21 protein-coding genes are annotated in these 21,239 nt (G+C 63.8%); 14 read left to right on the top strand and 7 right to left on the bottom strand.

Annotation, left to right across the window (positions count from 1 at the left end):
* Window positions 1-195: 195 nt before the first annotated feature.
* Complete coding sequence (locus HBA54_RS10955) at window positions 196-885, bottom strand: SH3 domain-containing protein (RefSeq protein WP_167224368.1); 690 nt, start codon at window positions 883-885, stop codon at window positions 196-198.
* Window positions 886-974: 89 nt separating this feature from the next.
* Window positions 975-1,292: a c-type cytochrome gene (locus tag HBA54_RS10950; protein ID WP_167224366.1), complete on the bottom strand. Its 318-nt coding sequence runs from the start codon at window positions 1,290-1,292 to the stop codon at window positions 975-977.
* A 421-nt stretch (window positions 1,293-1,713) separates the two neighbouring features.
* Here HBA54_RS10950 and HBA54_RS10945 point away from each other — a divergent pair, with 421 nt between their 5' ends.
* Window positions 1,714-2,511 (top strand): hypothetical protein, encoded by a 798-nt coding sequence (locus HBA54_RS10945; protein WP_167224364.1) that lies wholly within the window; start codon window positions 1,714-1,716, stop codon window positions 2,509-2,511.
* Window positions 2,512-2,956: 445 nt separating this feature from the next.
* On the opposite strand, the gene HBA54_RS10940 is transcribed toward HBA54_RS10945, so the two are convergent.
* Window positions 2,957-3,619 carry a GntR family transcriptional regulator gene (locus HBA54_RS10940; RefSeq protein WP_167224362.1) on the bottom strand — a complete coding sequence of 221 codons (663 nt, stop codon included), beginning with the start codon at window positions 3,617-3,619 and terminating at the stop codon, window positions 2,957-2,959.
* Window positions 3,620-3,808: 189 nt separating this feature from the next.
* On the opposite strand from HBA54_RS10940, the gene dctP reads away from it, so the two are divergent.
* The 5 genes from dctP to HBA54_RS10915 all read left to right on the top strand — a co-directional run bounded on the left by dctP (window position 3,809) and on the right by HBA54_RS10915 (window position 9,583).
* Window positions 3,809-4,798 carry a TRAP transporter substrate-binding protein DctP gene (gene dctP, locus HBA54_RS10935; RefSeq protein ID WP_167224360.1) on the top strand — a complete coding sequence of 330 codons (990 nt, stop codon included), beginning with the start codon at window positions 3,809-3,811 and terminating at the stop codon, window positions 4,796-4,798.
* A 72-nt stretch (window positions 4,799-4,870) separates the two neighbouring features.
* Window positions 4,871-5,389 (top strand): TRAP transporter small permease, encoded by a 519-nt coding sequence (locus tag HBA54_RS10930; protein WP_167224358.1) that lies wholly within the window; start codon window positions 4,871-4,873, stop codon window positions 5,387-5,389.
* Window positions 5,389-6,711, top strand: coding sequence for a TRAP transporter large permease (locus tag HBA54_RS10925; RefSeq protein ID WP_167224356.1), 1,323 nt, complete (start codon window positions 5,389-5,391; stop codon window positions 6,709-6,711). Before HBA54_RS10930 ends, HBA54_RS10925 begins: the two co-directional genes overlap by 1 nt.
* Window positions 6,708-8,015, top strand: coding sequence for a malonyl-CoA decarboxylase (locus HBA54_RS10920; protein ID WP_167224353.1), 1,308 nt, complete (start codon window positions 6,708-6,710; stop codon window positions 8,013-8,015). Before HBA54_RS10925 ends, HBA54_RS10920 begins: the two co-directional genes overlap by 4 nt.
* 5 nt (window positions 8,016-8,020) lie before the next feature.
* Entirely contained in the window at window positions 8,021-9,583 is a 1,563-nt protein-coding gene (locus tag HBA54_RS10915; RefSeq protein ID WP_167224351.1) for a malonate--CoA ligase, read from the top strand.
* A 165-nt stretch (window positions 9,584-9,748) separates the two neighbouring features.
* Here HBA54_RS10915 and HBA54_RS10910 read toward each other — a convergent pair whose 3' ends face one another.
* The gene (locus tag HBA54_RS10910; protein WP_167224349.1) at window positions 9,749-10,738 is read right to left on the bottom strand and encodes a zinc-dependent alcohol dehydrogenase family protein; all 990 of its coding nucleotides are present in this window, start codon (window positions 10,736-10,738) and stop codon (window positions 9,749-9,751) included.
* Between the two features lie 200 nt (window positions 10,739-10,938).
* On the opposite strand from HBA54_RS10910, the gene HBA54_RS10905 reads away from it, so the two are divergent.
* Both HBA54_RS10905 and HBA54_RS10900 read left to right on the top strand, forming a co-directional pair.
* On the top strand, window positions 10,939-11,244 hold the full coding sequence (locus HBA54_RS10905; RefSeq protein WP_167224347.1) for a SemiSWEET family sugar transporter: 306 nt from the start codon (window positions 10,939-10,941) through the stop codon (window positions 11,242-11,244).
* Between the two features lie 378 nt (window positions 11,245-11,622).
* Complete coding sequence (locus HBA54_RS10900; RefSeq protein WP_205944566.1) at window positions 11,623-12,495, top strand: LysR family transcriptional regulator; 873 nt, start codon at window positions 11,623-11,625, stop codon at window positions 12,493-12,495.
* Here HBA54_RS10900 and HBA54_RS10895 read toward each other — a convergent pair.
* Window positions 12,492-13,397: a dihydrodipicolinate synthase family protein gene (locus tag HBA54_RS10895; RefSeq protein WP_167224343.1), complete on the bottom strand. Its 906-nt coding sequence runs from the start codon at window positions 13,395-13,397 to the stop codon at window positions 12,492-12,494. The two genes, HBA54_RS10900 and HBA54_RS10895, sit on opposite strands and share 4 nt — an antisense overlap.
* Before the next feature lie 93 nt (window positions 13,398-13,490).
* Here HBA54_RS10895 and HBA54_RS10890 point away from each other — a divergent pair, with 93 nt between their 5' ends.
* From HBA54_RS10890 to HBA54_RS10870, 5 genes are all read left to right on the top strand, one after another.
* Window positions 13,491-14,024, top strand: a complete 534-nt coding sequence (locus tag HBA54_RS10890) for an NUDIX hydrolase (RefSeq protein WP_322096021.1) — start codon at window positions 13,491-13,493, stop codon at window positions 14,022-14,024.
* 179 nt (window positions 14,025-14,203) lie between these two features.
* Window positions 14,204-14,992 (top strand): FadR/GntR family transcriptional regulator, encoded by a 789-nt coding sequence (locus HBA54_RS10885; protein WP_167224339.1) that lies wholly within the window; start codon window positions 14,204-14,206, stop codon window positions 14,990-14,992.
* Entirely contained in the window at window positions 14,985-16,259 is a 1,275-nt protein-coding gene (locus HBA54_RS10880; protein ID WP_167224337.1) for a glycerate kinase type-2 family protein, read from the top strand. The genes HBA54_RS10885 and HBA54_RS10880 overlap by 8 nt, the downstream gene beginning before the upstream one ends.
* A 90-nt stretch (window positions 16,260-16,349) precedes the next feature.
* On the top strand, window positions 16,350-17,768 hold the full coding sequence (gene pyk, locus HBA54_RS10875; protein ID WP_167224335.1) for a pyruvate kinase: 1,419 nt from the start codon (window positions 16,350-16,352) through the stop codon (window positions 17,766-17,768).
* 22 nt (window positions 17,769-17,790) lie between these two features.
* Window positions 17,791-18,180, top strand: a complete 390-nt coding sequence (locus tag HBA54_RS10870; RefSeq protein WP_167224333.1) for a cupin domain-containing protein — start codon at window positions 17,791-17,793, stop codon at window positions 18,178-18,180.
* Here HBA54_RS10870 and HBA54_RS10865 read toward each other — a convergent pair.
* Window positions 18,177-18,704 (bottom strand): tetratricopeptide repeat protein, encoded by a 528-nt coding sequence (locus HBA54_RS10865; RefSeq protein WP_167224331.1) that lies wholly within the window; start codon window positions 18,702-18,704, stop codon window positions 18,177-18,179. The two genes, HBA54_RS10870 and HBA54_RS10865, sit on opposite strands and share 4 nt — an antisense overlap.
* Before the next feature lie 115 nt (window positions 18,705-18,819).
* Between HBA54_RS10865 and HBA54_RS10860 the strand changes: the two genes are divergently transcribed.
* Window positions 18,820-19,902 carry a M14 family metallopeptidase gene (locus HBA54_RS10860; RefSeq protein WP_167224330.1) on the top strand — a complete coding sequence of 361 codons (1,083 nt, stop codon included), beginning with the start codon at window positions 18,820-18,822 and terminating at the stop codon, window positions 19,900-19,902.
* Here the strand turns inward: HBA54_RS10860 and glcF are convergent.
* Window positions 19,899-21,236 (bottom strand): glycolate oxidase subunit GlcF, encoded by a 1,338-nt coding sequence (gene glcF / locus HBA54_RS10855; protein WP_167224328.1) that lies wholly within the window; start codon window positions 21,234-21,236, stop codon window positions 19,899-19,901. The two genes, HBA54_RS10860 and glcF, sit on opposite strands and share 4 nt — an antisense overlap.
* Window positions 21,237-21,239 lie beyond the last annotated feature (3 nt).

Raw genomic sequence — 21,239 nt, 5'->3', positions numbered from 1 at the left:
TTTAGATTCCTCCCATAGTTTTTATGGTTCGTACCCATTTGAGTCCGGGTGAGAAGATCGTAACTCAGGTGGAAATCACTTCAACTGCTTTCGTCGGTGAGGATTGACAGCCCTAGCTCAACATCGCGTGACGGAGTCGCAAATCAGGCCGCTGAGGAAACAGGTGGCGGGCGGGCTAGTACCGTCCGCTTAAATTCAACCGCCGAAAATTGCGGCGTTCGGCAACGTGTAGCGTTGGTCGTCGACTCGGATGAAATGGAGGTCGCCCTCCGTCCGCCAGTCGGTGTCGAAGCCGGTACCGGACATCGTCGCATTCCCTGAGATGAACATGCCATGCGCGAAGAACAGCGTGCGCTTGAAGCCGTTGGAAAACGTCACGACAACCGTCGCATCGCCGCCAGTGCCGCGCGCAACACCGAACGCGCACTGGCCCATCGGTTGACCGCGTACCTGCGCGCAGGGGAGAGTGCCGCTTGCGTCAAACTCGCCTCGGCCCGCATGGAGCGCGCTGTCGTCGGCGCCCATCGGCACGGTCCCGTCCGGACCGCGCGCCGGCTGGAGAAAGTCCGCCGCGACATAGCCGCGGGTCCGGCCGTGGAGGGGGCGGACCTTGCACCAAAGTTGGTCTCCGGCAGGCTCGCAGCCGAAATTGGAGAGGATTGCGCCGTCGGCGAGCATCCCGATCACGGGCGCATCGAACGCGGGCGAAGCTTGCATCTCTAACGCATCGCGCGCCACCACTTGCCAGCGTCGCGGGCCACCGTCCTCGGGCGCAGCGACCCTCGCCTCGGAGTCTGCACCCTCGTCCTTTGGCGCCTGGTCCTGGGCCCAAGCGTTTAGGGCGATAACGCCTGCGGCGATGGCGCAGAAAGTCATGCGAAGCATGGGCCGCCTCCTCACGCCAGCAAACCAGGCAGCGCACCGGGTCTCGGTCATCCACAGTATCGCCGGCGGGGTTCGCATCAGATTTTGGATTATTGAAAGGTCGTCGAAATATAGTCAGCAAGATTGGCGATTTCTTCATCGGACAACTTTTCGGCCCACGACATCATGATGGCGGAATTGGGCCCCACCATTTCTCTGGCGCGATACTGCATCAGCCGACCTGCAATGTAGTCTGCATCCCTGCCGATAATCGACGGGAAACTCGCCATACCTTTGCCTGCCTTACCGTGGCAGTTGATGCAGGTTTCCGCATACCTTGCTTCTCCGGCGGCGGCGTCCCCACCCGCGGCTTCTGACGCTGTTAGAGCGAAGGCCGCGCAGATCGTGAGCAATTGCAGCTTCTTCATTCAGTTCTCCTCCCGATCCATTATGATTATTGTGTACAGAAATAACGGGGAGACTACGGCTGGTTCATGGCTTGTCAATTCCGCTCAATGGCCGCTCCGGGTCGCGAGTGGCGCCCCATGCCGGTGCGCGTAGCAACGACGATGACTGGATCGACCTGGGGGCCCTCACAGCCAACGCGAGCCGGCCATGAGTGGACATTGCCGACGGTCGCCATGATGACCGGGCCGAGCCCAAATTGTTCCTTCGTCAGGATGCAGCGAACGTCCGGTCTTGATGATTGTCTTTGGGCGCGGAGTGTGGACTTCTGACAATTCGAGCATATAAGGAGGGCGCAAAATGATCGATCCAGCAATTTGAAAGCCTACCCGTTGATGGTTTCCCGCTTATTGCGAGACCCAACCGTACTTAGAAAAGTGTCCAATGGCTGAGACCATCCATCCCGTTTACGACGCGCATCTGGCCCGGATTGAGCCCGAAGACCGCCTTGTGGTGCTTGCTCGGACGATACAGGCGCCGGACCCCGGAGCGGAAACCGCGCTAAAGGACAGCGCCGTCAACTGGGCGCGCTTCGGGGAAACATGCCTCGGGCAGGCGCTCTATCGGCACCGCGCTGTCTTTCAGAACGCTGCGGAAGCGCCGGTGTGGAGCCATCTCGAGCTAAGTTACTTTCGCAACATGGTTCCTGCCGATGCCGTCCTCGACCTCGTGGTCAAGCCGCAACCGACCGAAACGGGCCTGCTGCGCGCGGAGATTCTTCTGACCACCCCCTCGTCCTTTGTACTGCCACGCGACTGGCAGGGCTCGGCCGATCGACCCGAACGGCAGGCGTCGCTGGAATATATCCAGGTGGAATCAGCCTATCTCGGCGAATACAGAGACGTCATGCGGGATTATTGCGGCCCTGCCGCCGCAAAGCTTGTCCGGGCGAACAAGTTTGGGACATTCAGGGCGATGGAGACAGCCGCAGTGCTCTACCGTGACCCGGAACTGAAGATCGACTGGAACCAGATTCACCTGTGCGAGTTGGATGCCGGTAGCTTTGACGGCTTTGGTAAAGAGTTCGAGGCTGCACTCCGTGAGGATTCTCCAGATAGCGCCGACTTTGCGGGCACCTTCGCCGGCCTTGACCGCATGCGCACGGTGCCCCGTTGGACCTTCAACGATCCCGTAGTGGAGGCGGACGCTGCGGTCGGGCAGGAAGGCCAGGCGGAGCCATGATCGGAACCCGGCCCGGATTGGACGCGTGTCTGAAGCTGTCAATACTACCAGCATCAAACTGGAAAGGACACAAACGGTGGCTGGCGGCGCGATCCACTGCGATACCCGATACTCGTTACTTCCGTCGGACTAGGACGACGTGTGTATGTGCTTTGGGCGACAACCCGCCCACTTGAGGCGGCCGCTGAGAAGGTCGTTTCCTCGACAAAGTGGAATCTAGAGATTAAGCCTGCCAGTCCGAGTGCACCACCGCTCGCGCGTCGGCTGAGCAACGCCTTCCGCCGCACACCGAAAGCTGCCATTCAGCGAACGGCCGCTTCGTCCGCAGCTCGGCTGTTCACATCGCTGGGCCGAACGACCGGAACCGGTCCAATAGGATCTTTTCGTCAGTATATGTCGGAACCGCGGAAGCAGGTATCGCCTTGCCGCGCCGGGCCATTGCGACTCAGGCGCTCTTGGCTTCACGCCTTTCCAGGGAGGCCAGCAGGTCGGCGAAGCGTTCGCCCTGCACGGTCACGTGACCGCGCATGGCTTCGCCCGCCGCCTCCGCATCGCCGGCCTCGATCGCCGCGATGACAGCGTCATGTTCCTCGAAGGAAGCGCGCAACCGGTCGCGGGCGCGCAGCTGCAGGCGGCGGTAGGCCTTCAGGCGTTTCTGCAGGGCATCGGCCTGTTCGACCAGGAAACCGTTGCGGCTCGCCTCGCGGATCTTTTCGTGAAAGATCTCGTTCTCGTAGTAATAGCCGTCAAAGTCGCCGCGCTCGGCCGCCGCGGCACAGCCGTCATGCGCCCGGCGCAGCGCCGCCAGATCCTCCGGCGTGGCGCGTCGGGCGGCGAGGCGCGCGCACATCGCCTCCAGCTCCGACATCACGTCGAACATTTCCATCAGCCGCTTCGGGCCGACCTCGGCCACGAAGGTGCCGCGGCGCGGACGCTGCTCGATCAGGCCGGCGGCGGAAAGCTGGAACAGGGCCTCGCGGATCGGCGTGCGCGACACCCCGAAACGCTCGGCCAGCTGAAGCTCTTCCAGGCGGTCGCCGGGGCGCAGGACACCCGTGAGGATTTCCTCTTCCAGGACGTCCCTTAGCCGGTCACCGCGCTTTTCCATGACTCTCTCTTCCGCGAATCCTGCGGGAACCATAGCGGAAAACCTAATATACGACAATCGGCATTATGTATACATGATGATTGACTGTGCACTCACTGGATGATAGTCAAGCTTTCGGTACCGGGCCCCATAAATGCCTGGACCAGACAAGCGGGCAGCCAGTCCGCGACAAAAACCCGGGAGGAACCCATGCTCAAGAAATACACCCTCGGCACTCTAGCAGCCGCCGCCACCGCGCTGACGTTGGGCGCCGCCCAGGCCGCCGAGCTGAAACTCAGCCACCAGTGGTCGACCAGCGACGTGCGCCACAAGGTGGCGGAGATCGTTGCCAAGGAAGTCGCCGCCGCCAATGTCGATCTCGACATCAAGATCTATCCGTCCAAATCGCTCTTCAAACCGCGCGAGCAGTACACGCCGCTGACCCGCGGTCGCCTTGACATGGCGGTGCTGCCGCTGTCCTATGCCGGCGGCCAGCAGCCAGCCTATAACCTCACCCTCATGCCCGGCTTGGTGAAGAACCACGATCACGGCGCCCGCCTCGCCGCCTCGCCCTTCATGAAGAAGCTGGAAGAGATCATGGCCGGCGACGATGTGATCGTGCTGGTGCACGGCTATCTGGCCGGCGGCTTCAGCGGCAAGGAAGGCTGCATCACCTCGCCCGACGACGTGAAGGGCCTGCAGACCCGCGCTGCCGGCAAGGCCTTCGAGCAGATGCTGGCCGCGGCCGGCGCCTCCATTACCTCGATGCCGTCGTCGGAAATCTATTCCGCCATGCAGACCGGCGTGCTGGATGCCGCCAACACCTCGTCCTCCAGTTTCGTATCCTACCGGCTCTACGAACAGGTGAAGTGCTACACGCCGGCAGGCGACGTCGCCCTCTGGTTCATGTATCAGCCCCTGTTGATGAACAAGTCGACTTTCGACGGCCTGAGCGCCGAACAGCAGGCCGCCTTGCGGGCCGGTGCCGCCAAGGCCGAAGCCTTCTATCTTGAAGAAGCCAAGAAGGCCGATGCCGCCTCCGTCGAGGCCTTCAAGAAGGCCGGTGTCGAGATTGCCTCCATGAGCGAAGCGGACTTCGCCGCCTGGCGCGACATCGCCAAGGGCTCGTCCTACAAGGCCTTCGTGGAACAGACCCCCGGTGGCCAGGAACTGCTCGATCTCGCCCTGACGGTCGAGTAAGGCAGCCACGAAACCCGGCGGCGGGCGCGGTCCCGCCGCCGGTATCTTTCTCAAAGCAATCGGAGCGGCGAAATGAGCGAGCCGGTGTCGCAGCGCGCCGAAAGCCCCCTGCTGAAAGCCATAGGCTTTATCTCGACCCTCTGCGGTATCGCCGCCGCCACGATGATCTTCATCTCGGTGCTGATCACCTGCCAGATGATCTGGATGCGCTTCGTGATGAACGCCTCGACCATCTGGCAGACCGAGATGGTGGTCTACCTGATGATCGCCGCCACCATGATCGGCCTGCCCTATGTGCAGCGCCTGCGCGGCCACGTAAACGTCGACCTGCTGCCCATGCTGCTGCCGCCGCCGCTGCGCCGGGCCCTGGCGCTGTTCACCCTGGCCCTGACCATTGCCGTGGCCGCGGTCATCGCCTTCTACGGCTTCGAGCTGTTCCACATCGCCTTTCAGCGCAACTGGAAGTCCGACACGGTCTGGGGCGTTTCCCTGTGGATTCCCTATCTGGCGATCCCGCTCGGTTTCGGGCTCTTCGTCCTGCAGCTCGCCGCCGACCTCTTTGCCGTCGTCATCGGCCGGGAGAACGGCTGATGGACCCCCTCGTCCTCGGCGCGGTCGTCGCGGCCTTCACGATACTGGTGCTGTTTTCCGGCGTGTCGGTCGCCGCCGGCCTGCTGATCGTCTCCGCCGGCTTCCTCATCGTCTTCGACGGCTTCGGCTCCATGGAACTGCTGCCGGAACTCTTCTTCGGCAAGCTCGACAACTTCGCCCTGCTGTCGATCCCCATGTTCATCATCATGGGGGCTGCGATCTCCTCCACCCGCGCCGGCGCCGACCTCTACGAAGCGCTGGAGCGCTGGCTGACCCGGGTGCCGGGCGGCCTGGTGGTCTCCAACCTCGGCGCCTGCGCACTCTTTGCCGCCATGTCCGGTTCTTCCCCCGCCACCTGCGCGGCCATCGGCAAGATGGGCATTCCCGAGATGCGCAAGCGCGGCTATCCCGATGGGGTCGCCGCCGGGTCGATCGCCGCCGGCGGCACGCTGGGCATCCTGATCCCGCCCTCGGTCACCATGATCGTTTACGGGATCTCGACCGAGACCTCCATCGGCCGTCTGTTCCTGGCGGGCGTCGTGCCCGGCCTGCTGCTCGTCGCGCTGTTCATGGCCTGGTCGATCTTCGACACCTGGCGTCAGGGCGCCGGCGACACGGCCCTGGGCCGGGTACGCTACAGCTGGGCCCAGAAGTTCGAGGTGCTGCCCCGGGTCCTGCCCTTCATCGCCATTATCCTGGGCGTGCTCTACGCGCTCTACGGGGGCGTCGCCACCCCCTCGGAAACGGCGGCCGTCGGCGCACTGCTCTGCGTCCTCGTCGCGGTGATCATCTACCGGCTCTACAATCCCGCCGCGCTCTGGGCGGTGTTGCGAGATTCGACCCGCGAGAGCGTGATGATCCTCTTCATCATCGGCGCCGCCGGCGTGTTCTCCTACATGCTCTCCAGCCTTTTCGTGACGCAAGCCATCGCCGAGTGGATCGGCGCATTGGACGTGAACCGCTGGACCCTGATGATCGCCATCAACCTCTTCCTGCTGGTGGCCGGTTTCTTCCTGCCGCCGGTGGCCGTCATCCTGATGTCGGCGCCGATCCTGCTGCCCATTGTGGTCTCTGCCGGCTTCGATCCCTATTGGTTCGCCGTTATTTTGACGATCAATATGGAGATCGGCTTGATTACCCCGCCGGTCGGCCTCAATCTCTATGTGATTAACGGCATTGCGCCGGACATTTCCCTGAAGACCATTCTTAAGGGGTCGATGCCCTTCGTGTTCTGCATGGTACTCGCCATCGTCATTCTTTCGGTCTTTCCCGGCCTGGTCACAGGCCTGCCGAACGTCATTATGGGGCCTGCTATTCAATGATCAGCGGCGGCGGCATTCTGAACGATCTGCTTTCGCGCATCGCCGAAGTCGGCCGCAGCCTGGCGCTGGGATCGCAGGCCCAGGGCGGCGACCCGCTGGCGCTCTGCGAAAATCTGCTGAGCGGCAAGGGCGAGGCCACCGGCCTCGCTATCGCCCAACAGATCTTCGATGCCTACGCAAAGCTGGATGCGCCCTCCCGCGTCGCCTTTTTCCGAGAGATCAAGGACCGCTTCGACGTGGACGGCAAGGCGTTGGCTGAAGCCATGACAGCTTGGCGCAAGCAAGGCCCGACGGCCGGCCGGGCCCTTCACTTCGCCTCAGAGCCGCGCAGCCAGGAATTGATGCGCAGGCTGAACCGCGCACCCGGCGGCACCCGCGCGCTGGTCGCCATGCGCGCCGATCTGCTGGATGCCAGTCAGGAGGATCCGGAATTACAGCCGCTCGATACCGACTTCCAGCATCTTCTCGCTTCCTGGTTCAACCGCGGATTCCTCGAACTGCGGCGCATCGACTGGTCGACCTCGGCCGAGATCCTGGAGAAGATCATTGCCTACGAGGCGGTCCACGAAATCGCCGGCTGGGATGACCTGCGCCGCCGTGTGGCCGCGCCCGACCGCCGCCTCTACGGCTTTTTTCATCCGGCCCTGAACGATGACCCGCTGATCTTCGTCGAGGTTGCCCTGACCGCTGAAATACCCGGCGCCATTACACCGATCCTGGCGGAGGACCGGGTTACCCTGGAACCCGCAAAGGCGACCACCGCCGTTTTCTATTCGATCTCCAATTGCCAAAAGGGCCTGCGCAACATTTCCTTCGGCAACTTCCTGATCAAACAGGTGGTGGAGGAACTGCGGCGCGAGTTCGAGAACCTGACGACCTACGTCACGCTCTCGCCCGTCCCCGGCCTGCGGCGCTGGGTGGAGCAGGAAACCCAGGAATCCGATGGCTTGCTGAGTGGGGAACAGCACAGCCTCGTCGAGAAGTTGGCATCCTACGAGGAAGCAACGGACAGCGAGGACCTGCTTGGGCTCGCCGCCGTCTATTTGCTGGAGGCGCGTGCACCGCGCGGCGGTGCCAGGGACCCGGTCGCCCGCTTCCACCTCGGCAATGGCGCAAGTCTGCACCGCATCAACCTGGCCGCCGACCTCAGCACCCGCGGCCGTGCCAACGCCTGGGGCGTGATGGTCAACTACCTCTACGACCTGAAAGACATCGAGAAAAATCACGAGGCCTACGCCAACGACGGCAGCATTGCCGCTGCCTCCGCCGTGCAGCGCCTTTTGAGAAGCAGTAAGCGGGGATAACGCGGATGTACGATGCAAACCATCTCCTGAGCCGTCTGCGGGCCGCCTCTCTTGGCCGCGAAGAGGCGCGTTTCGCCGAGATCGCCGAGGCCGGGGGCCGCCCCGGTCTCTCCTACGGCGGTCTTTTCGACGGCGCGGAGCGCAACGCCAAGGCCCTGGTCGCGGCAGGCCTGCAGCCGGGCGACCGCGTGGCGGTCCAGGTTGAAAAGTCCATCGCGGCCCTGCAGCTTTACCTCGGCACCATCCTGGCCGGCGGCGTCTTCCTGCCCCTCAACACGGCTTACACACCGGCAGAGGTCCGTTATTTCCTGACCGATGCGGAGCCGTGCATTTTCGTCTGCGATCCCGCCAGGCTGGACCGCCTTCAAAGCGTCGCCGGGGAAGCCGGCGTCGGCAAAACCCTGACCCTGGGCGCCGATGGCCAGGGCAGCCTGAAAGATGCGGTCGACGAACAGGTACCCGGCTTCGAGGCCGCGGCGCGGGGCGCCGATGACCTGGCGGCAATCCTCTATACCTCCGGCACCACCGGCCGCTCCAAGGGGGCCATGCTGACCCACGGCAACCTGGCTTCCAATGCCGAGGTGCTGCAGCAGACCTGGCGCTTTACCGCCGAGGACGTGCTGATCCACGCCCTGCCGATTTTCCACACCCATGGGCTTTTCGTCGCCACCAACGTCACCCTATTGGCGGGTGGCAGCGTGATCTTCCACGCCCGCTTCGATGCCGAAGCCGTGCTGCAGGATATGCAGCGCGCGACCGCGATGATGGGCGTGCCGACCTTCTACGTCCGGCTACTCGACTGCCCCGGCCTGACCCGGGAAGCGACCGCCGGGATGCGGGTCTTCATCTCCGGCTCGGCACCGCTGCTGGCGGAGACACACAAGCTCTGGGCGGAGCGTACGGGACACGCGATCCTGGAACGCTACGGCATGACGGAGACCAGCATGAATACCTCCAACCCTTACGACGAGGAAAGGCGGGCCGGCACCGTCGGCTTCCCCCTGCCCGGCGTCGAGGTGAAGATTACCGACCCGGCCAGCGGAGAGGCTCTGCCCCCGGGGGGCGTCGGTGCCATAGAGGTGCGCGGCCCCAATGTCTTCAAAGGATATTGGCGCATGCCGGAGAAAACCCGCGAGGAACTGCGCGACGATGGCTTCTTCATCACCGGCGACTTGGGCATGATTGATGAACGCGGCTATGTCTCCATCGTCGGCCGGTCCAAAGATCTCATCATCTCCGGCGGCTACAATATCTACCCCAAGGAGATAGAGGCGATGATCGACGACCTCGCGGGGGTGCGGGAATCGGCCGTCATCGGCCTGCCCCACCCTGACTTCGGCGAAGGGGTTGCCGCCGTCGTGGTCTGCGACGGTGAACACAAATTGACCGAGACCGATGTCGCCGCAGCCTTGAAGGACGACCTGGCGCGTTTCAAGCAACCCAAGCGGATCTTCCTGGTCGACGACCTGCCGCGCAACACCATGGGCAAGGTGCAGAAGAACCAGTTGCGTGAGCGCTACAAAGATACCTTCGCGGCCGCACCCGGCGCGCAAGCCGCCGGCGGCTGAGGTAAGCTGGCCGGTCACTGACAAAGTCGAGAACTCGGCGCAGACATGCTTCGAGACGGCGCCCCCTAAACGCTTGGAGCGCCTCCTCAGCATGAGGCTCACTACCTGCAATTACTGAAGACCTCATCCTGAGGAAGCCCCGTAAGGGGCTGTCTCGAAGGATGGCTAGAGCGGTCCGTTCGGCGTCAGCAGAATCTTGCCGCCGCGACCTTCGGCATGAGCATGGGCCAGCGCCTCGGCGGTCTGCGCCAGAGTATATTCCGCCTCTACCGGCGAAATCAGCACCCCCTCTTCAAAGGCCCGCGCCATTTCCGCATACATCGCTTCGATCTCAAAGCGCGGGGTCGAGCGCATGTAACCGACCAGCCAGAAGCCGGTCAGGCTGAGGCCGTGAATGACCGTATGGTAGGAAGACATACGGCAGGGCTCGCCGGAAATGAAGCCGTAGTTCACCACCGTACCGCCGTCGCTCAGCGTATCCGCCAAGGCCAGAGTGGCGTCGCCGCCGATGGCATCGATACCCAGACGGATCGGTGCTTCGGCCCCTGCCGCCGCACGGATCTTGGCGGGGACGTCGCCATCATCGGTGACGACGACATCGGCCCCCAGGGCACTCAGTTCCTCGATCAAGGCGGGGCGGCGCGCGATGTTGGCGGTCTTCAGGCCGCGCGCCCGGGCGAAGCGTATGATGTGACGGCCGACAGCGGAATTCGCCGCGTTCTGCACCACCCAGTCGCCGGGCTGCAGGTCAATGTAGTCTTCCAGCATCAGATGCGCGGAAGGCGGATTGGCCTTCAACTGCGCGGCATCGCGCCAGGCCAGCGACTTGGGAATGCGGATGAACTGCTCCGCCCGCCCCGTCACCTTTTCCGCCCAATTCGCCCGGCCGAGGCTCAGCACATGATCGCCGGGCGCCAGATCCACGCCTTCACCCACGGCGACCACCTCGCCCGCACCCTCGATGCCGACAAAGGCGGGCAGCTCTTCCGGACCGGGATAGCGTCCCTCGAAGATCAGAAGGTCGGCCGGGTTGATCGCCGCCGCGCGGATCGCCACTACCGCCTCACCCGGCGCCGGGGCACCCGGTTCCGGCACTTCGACGGCGGCACAGGCGAGGTCGGGACGGGCATGGCGCTGAAGCTGAACCGCGAGCATGGGCAATATCCTGTCTGGCAGAGTGGAAGAACGAATGCTGTCGCCGGCGATAGAACATGACGAACGGTCTTGGCGCAACTGCCGGGCTGCACAGAGGATAAGCCTTGAGATGATCGCCGAGACATCGCAAGCTGATCGTCGGATAACCAGCGGGGCGGATAAAGATCTGCCGCCCGGCCTCCCAAACAAGGATCGACGTGATGGAAGCAGGCCTGCTCTCTTCCTGGCTTGTCGAAGTGATCGGCAGCGCAGCGGCAGTTCTTGGCACGCTGTGCTGGCTGCCACAGTCCATCAAGGTGATCCGCGAGAAACAGACCGCCGGCATCTCCCTCGCCGCCAATCTCATGCTGTTGAGTGCGGTATCGCTATGGATGATTTACGGTCTGATGATCGGGTCCTGGCCGCTGGTGCTGGCCAACGCCGTCTCGACCGCCCTGGTCCTCATCATCGTGGTCATGAAGATCAGGTATCGCCAGCCTCAGCGAAAAAGCGCCGACACCGGTTGAGGTCCGGACCGGCCACGGCCCTGTTTAGATGGCTCCGCATCTCTTCCTCTCAGATCACACCATAACCGCCGAAGTCTCACAAGGATGACAAGCCGGCGGCGGCGGGCCTGCCGCCGACGCCCGGCAAGGCGATAGGCTTCCCTGCGTTCGCGTTCGTATTCACCCGCCTCGGCCAGCTCCGGATACAAAGCCGCTGCAATCTCACGGTGTGATGGCGGGCTGGTGAAGTAAGGGCTGGTCATCCCGACTCTCATTCCCGGACGGGATCAGTTCGCCCGATTTCTCAATGAAACATCTACCGAGATGACAGATTATTCGAAATACCCGATAATCTGTTGATCAGTAATCGAAATTTGCATTTCAAAAATGAAATCGAAGATGAACTGGTACGATCTGCAGCTCTTCCTCGCGGTTGTCCGCGGCAGTGGATTGGCGGGCGCAGCGGCCCAAAGCGGTGTCAGTCCGGCCACGCTCAGCCGTCGTATGGCATCGATCGAGCGAAGCCTGGGCAAGCGCCTCTTCGTGCGGGGCCGCCGCGGTTACGGCGTGACCCCCGCCGGCCAGGCGCTGTTCGAAAGAGCTGCGGCGATGGAGCTTGCCGCCAGCGACATTGAGCAATGGCAGAAGGGCGCGACGCAGGCCCGCCGCGTCAGGATTTCCGCCGGCACCTGGACGGCGCAGCTGCTGGCGGACAACCTGGGCCGCTTCTGGTCGCCAGAGGAGGCCTGGGTACCGGAACTGATCACCCAGGCCGCGAAAGTCGACATCGCCCGCCGCGAAGCCGATATCGGCATCCGCAACCGCCGGCCCGATGCGCCCTGGTTGGCCGGGCGGCTGATCGCCACCAACGACTATGCGGTCTATTGCGCCACCAAACCCCGAATACCAAACCCGCCCAAGGAGCCGGCATGGATCGGTATCGCCGGCGATTCCGTGCTGACGCCGACCGCAAGATGGATGGCGGAGGGCCATGGTCTGGAAACCCTGACCACGGTGAACGACCCGCGCCTGGCCCTGTCACTGGTCCGCCAGGGGCTGGGGCGGATGGTGTTGCCCTGTTTCGTCGGCGACGCGGCAGAGGACCTGACGCGGGTCGGCGAGGCGATTCCCGAACTCAGGTCCGAAGAGTGGCTGGTGATGCATCAGGACGAACGGCACTATCCGCCGGTGCGGTCCGCCATCGATGCGCTGGCGAAATTCCTGCGACATAAAGACCAAGGGCCAGCGCCGTCAACCCCAGAAAAACCCTAAGCCGCCTTCACGCCTGGCCGGGTATCGATGGCCTGCTGGATCAGCCCCATGATGCGGGCCCGCTCTTCGCCCTCCAGCGCCAGGCGCGGGGCGCGGCAGGTCTCGCTGCCGTGGCCGCACATCGCCTGGGCCAGCTTGATGTACTGCACCAGCTTGGTGTCGCAATCCAGGTGCAGAACCGGCATGAACCAGCGATAGAGTTCGCGCGCCTCGGCATAGCGCCCCTGGGTCGCCAGGGACCAGAGTTGCAGCGTTTCTTCGGGAAATGCGTTGACCAGGCCGGCGACGGTGCCGACGGCGCCCAGCATGGCGGACTCGAGCACCAGGTCGTCGACGCCGCCGAAGAGAACGTAGCGATCGCCGCAGGCATTCACCAGGTCGGTCAGGCGACGCGGATCGTCGGAGGATTCCTTGATCGCCACCAGGGTCGGTTCGTCGGCCAGTTCGGCAAACATCTCCGGCGTAATGTCGATGCCGTAGGTGACCGGGTTGTTGTAGCACATGACCGGCAGCCCGCTGGCCTGCGCCACCGCGCGGTAGTGGGCCATGGTCTCGCGTGCGTCTGACTTGTAAACCATCGCCGGCAGGACCATCAGACCGTCGGCACCGAGCGCTTCGACATCGGCGGCGAAACGGCAGGCCAGGGCGGTGGAGGTTTCCGCCACCCCGGCGATCACCGGAACGCGCCCGGCAGAGACCTCGACCGCAGCCTTGACGATGGCCCGTTTCTCCTCCGCCTCCAGGGAGCAGTTCTCGCCCACAGTGCCCAGCATGACCAGGCCGTGCACCCCGGCGCGGATCAGCATATCCAGATGAGCGCGGGTCGCATCCATATCCACAACCTCGGCCGGCGTGAATTGGGTTGTCGCCGCTGGAAAGACGCCCTGCCATTCGACGGTCATCGCTTGCACCTCCTGGAAAAAACCGAGACCTTGGCAATAGCATGACAGGTTCCATCTGTCATGAGGCTGCCGGTCGCGAAGGGAATTGAATTGGTGCAGGCAGGACCAAAGACCCCGCCAGACCACGAGGGCCGGTTCGGCGGGTCGTCTGACGGTATTGGCGATATCGGCCCGAAGCTGGCCGCCCTGGCGGTGGTGGTCCGCGGGGCCGAGGTGCTGCTGGTGCGACGGGCCAACCCGCCGCAGGCCGGCGAGTGGGGCTTTCCCGGCGGCAAGGTGGAATCCGGCGAAACGGTGCTGGAAGCGGCCCGGCGCGAACTTCGCGAAGAAACCGGCCTCACAGGCGGCAATGCCCGCTTGCTGGATGTGATCGACCTGATTCAGCCGGAACTTTCGGCGCCGGCACCCTTAGGGCGAGGGCGGCCAGGGCGAGCACGGCTGCACCATCTGATGGTGGCGGTTCGCCTGGACTGGCTGGCCGGTGAGCCCGCCCCGGCGGACGATGCGCTTGAGCTTTGCTGGGCCGAGGCAGCGCAGCTTCCCGGGCCCCTCTGCGCCGATGTCGCGCGTGTCGCCCGGGCAGCGGTCAAACGAGCGCAGGGCAACACTAAACTTATTTCAAGTTAATAATATGACCACTGCTTGACGCCATCGGGCTGCCGCCGCATAAAGGGCCGGCAAAATTGGTGATACCAAAATGCCACTAGCGCCGGGTTGGACGTTCAGCACAGGTCTTTCCCGACCCCTTCAGGCGATATGATCCGGACAGGAGGCCGCATGGCACCGACATCCTGCGGTAGGAGCTGATGGACCCGAGATTCCAGGAAATACCGCGTGAGCGGGTTGCAGACAGGATCGCCAGCGAGCTGCTGCGGCTGATATCCAGCGGTGAACTTGCGCCAGGCGAGCGTTTGCCCGGCGAGCGCCAACTGGCGGAAATGATGAGTGTCAGCCGGGTGTCGATACGCGCCGCCCTGCAGCAGCTGAAGGCGCAGGGTTTCGTCTCTGCCGTCCAGGGCGGCGGTACGCGGATCACGGCGGCCGCAGACCAGCTTGATTCGGCCCTGGCCCGGCTGGTGCGCTCCAACCGCGACAATCTGCACGACCTGGCCGAAGTCCGGGCGAACCTGGAGGTCTGGGCGGCGCGCCGTGCCGCCGAACGGGCGACGCCGGAACAGCGCGCCGAAATCGACCGGACCTTTGTCACCATGACCGCCGAGGGCCGGCCTTCGCGCTTCAAGGCGGAAGACGACCTGAACTTTCATCTGGCAATCGCCAAGGGCTCGGGCTCGGCCATCTACCTGCACCTGATGTCAGTCCTGGGCGATGTGCTGGAGCAGATGCTGGCCTTCAATCGCTACAGCCTCTACGCCAGCCCGGCCGACGATCAGCGCTTTGGCCAGCAGCACCGGGCCGTCTGGTCGGCCATCAAGGCGCGCGACGGCGATGCGGCAGCCGCGGCCATGCAGGACCACCTGACCACCGTTCTGTCACGCTACGAGGAAGACGATCCCGCAGCCTCCGACGCGGACGGCCACGATAAGACGGGTAGTGACAAGCCCGGCAGCGACAAGCCGGGATCGACCCATGGGTGAAGAGCAGCCGACAGCGTTTCTGCGGCGACTGTTCGACGCTGCCTTGGCGGCAGCCGATCCGGCCAAAGCGGTGCCCGCTTATCTGCCGGCAGCACCGAAAGGGCGCACGGTGGTGGTGGGCGCCGGCAAGGCAGCCGCCGCGATGGCAAAAGCCGTCGAGCAGCACTGGGACGGCCCTTTGGAAGGCCTTGTTGTCACCCGCTACGATCACGGGGCGGATTGCCAGCGTATCGAGGTGATCGAAGCCGCCCATCCGGTGCCCGATAACGCCGGGCAGGATGCCGCCCGCCGTATTCTTACAATGGCGCAGGACCTCGGCGAGGACGATCTGCTGCTCTGTCTGATATCCGGCGGGGGATCGGCGCTGCTGGCCCTGCCGGCTGACGGCATCAGCCTGGAGGAAAAGCAGGCGGTCAACCGCGCGCTCCTGAAATCAGGGGCAGCCATCGACGAAATGAACTGCGTGCGCAAACACCTGTCGGCCATCAAGGGCGGGCGCCTGGCCGCCGCCGCCGCACCGGCGAAGGTCGTCAACCTGATGATTTCCGATGTTCCCGGCGACGATCCCGCCGTCATCGCCTCAGGCCCGACGGTCGCTGACCCGACGACCTTTGCGGATGCCCGGGCGATCCTGGAAAAATACGGCATCGGCACCCCGCCCGATGTGGCAAAGCTGCTATGGAACGCTGCAGACGAGACGCCCAAACCCGGCGATCCACGCCTCGCACAGATTGAAACCCAGATCGTCGCCAAGCCCCAGGCCTGCCTGGAAGCTGCGGCCGCCGTCGCCAGAAAGGCCGGCATTACGCCGGTCATCCTGGGCGATTCCATAGAAGGCGAGGCCCGCGATGTCGCCCAGGTCATGGCCGGAATCGCCCGTCAGGTCGCGCACTATGGGCAACCCGCTGAAGCCCCTTGCGTTCTGCTTTCGGGCGGCGAGACCACGGTGACGGTGCAGGGGGACGGCCGCGGCGGCCGAAATGCTGAGTTCCTGCTGGCCCTCACGGTCGCCTTGGATGGCCTTGCGGGTGTTTACGGCCTTGCCTGCGACACCGACGGCATCGACGGCAGCGAGGACAATGCCGGGGCAATCGTCACGCCTGACATCCTGGCCCGCGCAGCGGCTGCGGATATCAACGCCAAAGCGATGCTGGCCAACAACGACGGCTACAGTTTCTTCGCTAAACTGGGCAGCCTCGTGGAGACCGGGCCGACACGCACGAACGTGAATGACTTTCGCGCCATCCTGATACAACGTATACACTAGATGGCTACACGAGATGGCGGGGGTAGCCGCCGCCGGCTGTCATGATTCGCCTCACAAAACCGCCTCATAAACCAGGGTAAGATCCGCGATATGCGCCGCAGCAGAAAAGCCAAAATAGTCGCCACGCTTGGGCCCGCAAGCTCAGACAAAGAAGAAATCCGCGCGCTTTTCAGTTGCGGGGCCGACGTCTTCCGACTGAACTTCAGCCATGGCAGTCATGAGGATCACAAAGCGCGCTACGACACGATCCGCGAGATCGAACGGGAACTGGATCGGCCGATCGGTATCATGGCCGACATGCAGGGCCCGAAGCTGCGCATCGGCACCGTGCGCGACGGGGCGGTCGACTTGGAAGCCGGGCAACCGTTTCGCCTCGACCTCGATCCGGCGGTTGGCGATGAAAAGCGTGCCTGCCTGCCCCACCATGAGATCTTCGCCGCCATCTCGCCGGGCACATCGCTGCTGATCGATGACGGCAAGCTGCGCCTGGAAGTCCAGGAAAGCACGCCGGATCATGCGATCACCAAGGTCGTGACCGGCGGTCCCCTGCGCGACCGCAAGGGGGTAAACCTTCCCGGCGTGATTCTGCCGATTTCTCCGCTCACCGAGAAAGACCGGGCCGACCTGGAGTTCGCCCTTGGCCTGGGTGTCGACTGGGTTGCCCTGTCCTTCGTACAGCGCCCTGAGGATCTGACCGAGGCGCGCCGTCTGATCGGCGACCGGGCGGCCATCATGACCAAGGTGGAAAAGCCCGCCGCGCTCGACTGCCTGCCGCAGCTGGTCGCGCTGTCGGATGCGATGATGGTGGCCCGCGGCGACCTGGGGGTCGAGATGCCGCCGGAAACCATTCCCGCTCGCCAGAAGCAGATCATTCATGCCAGCCGCCTCTCCGGCGTTCCGGTCGTCGTTGCAACGCAGATGCTGGAATCCATGATCACCGCACCTACACCGACCCGCGCCGAGGCCTCAGACGTCGCCACGGCGATCTACGATGGCGCCGATGCGGTCATGCTTTCCGCTGAAACCGCCGCTGGCGACTATCCCAACGAAGCGGTTTCGATCATGGACCGGATTATCCAGAGCACCGAGGGCGATCCCTCCTATCTCGGCATCATTCATGCCCGCGACGGCGAGGCCGAGGCCACCGGTGCCGACGCCATTTCGACCGCTGCGGCACAGGTTGCCGCCACCATCGCAACCGCCGCCATCGTGAACTACACCATGTCCGGTTCGACGGCCCTGCGCGCGGCCCGGCAGCGCCCGAACGTGCCGATCCTGGTTCTGACCAACGAGCTGCGCACCGCCCGCCGGCTGGCGGTGCTCTGGGGCGCCCACTGCGTTCATACCGAAGATGTTTCGAACACCCAGGAGATGGTCGAGAAAGCCAGCCGCATCGCCGTGCGCGAAGGCTTTGCAAACCTGGGGGACAACCTGGCGATCACCGCCGGAGTCCCCTTCAAAACGCCGGGGACGACCAACATGCTCCGTATCGCCAAGGTCGATCACTAAGGAGCGATCGATAAGGGTTTCGATGCCGAAAGAAATTTCACGAAAACTGACACAAACATATCTCGAACTGCGCGCGGATGGCGGCGTCACCGAAATCGAACTGACGCCTGAATTCTGGCCCCAACTGATGTCGGGCAAGCGCGAAACTGCCGGACGCTTGATCATGGCCGCGGACATGACCGAGGACATGGCACACTGGGAGATGCACCCGGCGGGCGACGAGGTTCTGCTGCTGCTATCGGGTCAGGTAACCATTGTCCTTGAACGGCCGGGTCAGAATGAGGAAATCGACCTGAAGGCAGGCGAAACCTTCGTCGTTCCGCGCGGCTGCTGGCATCGCGTGAAGCTGTGCGAAGCTGGCCAAATGGTCTTTATGACCCTCGGCGAAGGTACCGAACACAAGCCGCTTTAGATCTCGCGCTCGCGCAGAATTTTACGCAACGCCTCGGCGTTGATCGCCGCCGAAATCAGATTGGGGTGGATAACCAGGGCCTCCTCGAAAGAGTCGAGGGCGCGCTTCTCATCTTCAAGGGCGACATAGATCAAACCGCGCCCTGACAGAGCGCCGAAGTGCCGTGGCTCCAGGGCCAGGGTGCGCGCGACATCAGCCAGGGACTGATCGTAACGCCCCATCAGATAGTGGACCGTGGCACGCTTGTTCCAGCCCTCCGCAAAATCCGGCGCAATGGCAACCATCTGCTCGAACTTCGATAGGGCACGGCGATAATCCCGCCGCGACATGGCAGCCACGCCGTCTTCCATCAGGGCCCGCACCGCCCCGTCGTCGGACTGTGCCCAGATCGACCAGATCGCGCCTTCGACCGCCTGCGCCTCCGCCGGCCCCGGAGCTTCCAGCAGCCGGTCGAAAAGTTTTTCTAGCCGTGCATCGTTCTGATCCGCCGCGCTGGGCAGCGCAGCGAACAGACTAAACAACACGGCAATCGCCTTCAGCGAGATATGTCTCATATTCTCAAGTATGAACGAAAGCTGAGATCAACCATAGAGCCGGATGGTTCACCGGCTTTCACTTTTAGATGAAGGGTCTTGTGCAATGGTCGCCGCTCCGTATTTCTCGAGCAACTACTATCAGGCACGCCGGCACTTTGCCGAGGCGGCCGCCAAGGCAAATGCATCGATCACCAGCTATCAGCACCCGGATGCCGGCCCTGACGGCGAAAGCCTGTCCACGGATGTGGCCTGGTTGGGCCCGGAAGACGCCGAACGCATCCTTCTGACCATGTCCGGTACCCATGGCGCCGAGGGCTTCTGCGGCAACGGCGTACAGACCGGTTGGTTCGACAGCGGCCTGGCGGCTGAGCTGCCCCCCGGCTTTGCCTATGTGGCCATCCATGCGATCAATCCGCATGGCTTTGCCTGGCTGCGCCGCGTGACCGAGGACAATGTCGACCTCAACCGAAACTTCATCGACTTCTCCACCCCCCTGCCCACCAACGACGGCTACGACGAACTGGCGGAAGCGCTCTGCCCGGCCACCTGGGACGACGCAACCATCGCGGCGACCCGCGAAATCATCTACGCCTATGCCGACGCCCATGGGGCGGATGCCCTGCAGGCGGCGGTGTCTGCCGGCCAGTACAATCACCCGGACGGAATCTTTTTCGGCGGCACCGCCGCCACCTGGTCACACCGCACCCTGAAGGAAATCTTTTTTCGGCACCTCTCTCAAGCCAAGGCCATTGCGGTGATCGACTATCACACCGGCCTCGGCCCGCGCGGACACGGCGAGCGCATATGCCCGGCCGAACCGAATGCGCCGAGCCTGGCAAGGGTTCAGGACTGGTATGGCGACGACCACACCTGCCCGGCACTCGGCACCTCCTCATCAGCCGACATCCAGGGCTACAACATGATCGGCATGCAGCAGGCCGCACCGCAGGCGGCGATCACACCGCTTGCGCTGGAGTACGGCACCCTGCCGATGGAGGAAGTGAAACTGGCCCTGCGCGCAGACAACTGGCTGCACCTGCACGGCGACCTGGGTTCGGCCAAAGGCCGCGCCATCAAGGCGCAGGTCCGCGAAGCCTTTTACCAGGACGCCGACGACTGGAAGGAAATGGTCTGGGAACGGGCGGTGGAAACTCAGCGGCTGGCCCTGGCAGGCTTGGCGGGTTAAGCGCTCTCTCCGGCAGTTTCGCTGCTGGTGAGTGCACGGGGCTTCGGGCCGCCGGTCGCCCAGTCCAGCAGTTCGACCGTGTGCGCGATCGGTATCTTCGTGCCGCTGCCGATCTGGGTCATGCAGCCGATGTTACCGGTGGCAATGACATCCGGCTGCGTCGCTTCGATGTTGCGGACCTTGCGGGCCTTCAGCTGCCCGGCGATCTCAGGCTGCATCAGATTGTAGGTGCCGGCCGAACCGCAGCAGAGGTGTCCCTCCGGCACGTCCTTCACGGCAAAACCCGCTCTGGTCAGCAGGTCTTTGGGTTCGCGGCGGATCTGCTGGCCATGCTGCATGGAACAGGCGGAGTGATAGGCGACGGTGAGACCCGCCTCCCGCTCTTGGGCCTGTTCCAGGGCCTGCTCCGGGGCGATCAGATCGAGACGGTCCAAGAACTCCGTCACGTCCTGGGTGATCGCTGCTATCTTTGCCGCCGCGTCCTTCCACTTCGGGTCTTCACGCAGCATGAAGCCGTAGTCCTTCACTGTCGTGCCGCAACCCGAAGCGTTGATGATCACGGCGTCCAGCCCCTCGCCTTCCAGCTCGCGGGTCCAGGCCCCGATATTCGCTTTCGCGCTGTCGAGGGCCGGCGCTTCCTTGCCCATGTGATGGACCAGCGCGCCGCAACAGCCCGCACCTTTGGCCACCACGACCTCAATACCAAAGCGGGTCAAAAGGCGCACCGTGGCCTCGTTGATCTCCGGCGCCAGGACCTTCTGCGCACAGCCGGTCATCAAGGCGACCCGGCCCCGCCGCTTGCCCTCGGCGGTAAAAACCTGCGGCCGGTCGACCTTGCTGGGCGGCCGCACCTCCGCCGGCGCCATCGCCAGCAGCCCCTTCAGGCGGCCGGGCATAAGGGCCGCGAAAGGTTTGGCGAAGTAGGCGCCAAGCAACGCCAGGCGAAAGCGCGACGGACTGGGCAGCACAAAGGCCAGAATCCAGCGCAGCAACCGTTCGGGCAGCGGTCGGCGGAACGTCTCCTCGATGTACTTGCGGCCGTGGTCGACCAGGTGCATGTAGTGAACGCCCGAGGGACAGGTGGTCATGCAGGACAGGCAGGAAAGACAGCGGTCGATATGCTTGACCACTTTTGCTGTGGCGGGACGGCCTTTCTCCAGCATGTCCTTCAGCAGATAGATCCGCCCGCGCGGGCTGTCCAGTTCGTCGCCCAGCAGCGTATAGGTCGGACAGGTCGCCGTACAGAAACCGCAGTGCACGCAGTTGCGCAGGATTCTTTCGGACTCCGCGGTATCCGGATCGGCCAGTTGGGCGAGGGAGAAATTGGTTTGCATCGC

This window comes from Pelagibius litoralis (assembly GCF_011683915.1).
In the GTDB taxonomy this organism is placed as follows: domain Bacteria; phylum Pseudomonadota; class Alphaproteobacteria; order Kiloniellales; family Kiloniellaceae; genus Pelagibius; species Pelagibius litoralis.
This window is presented reverse-complemented; position numbering and strand designations above follow the sequence as displayed.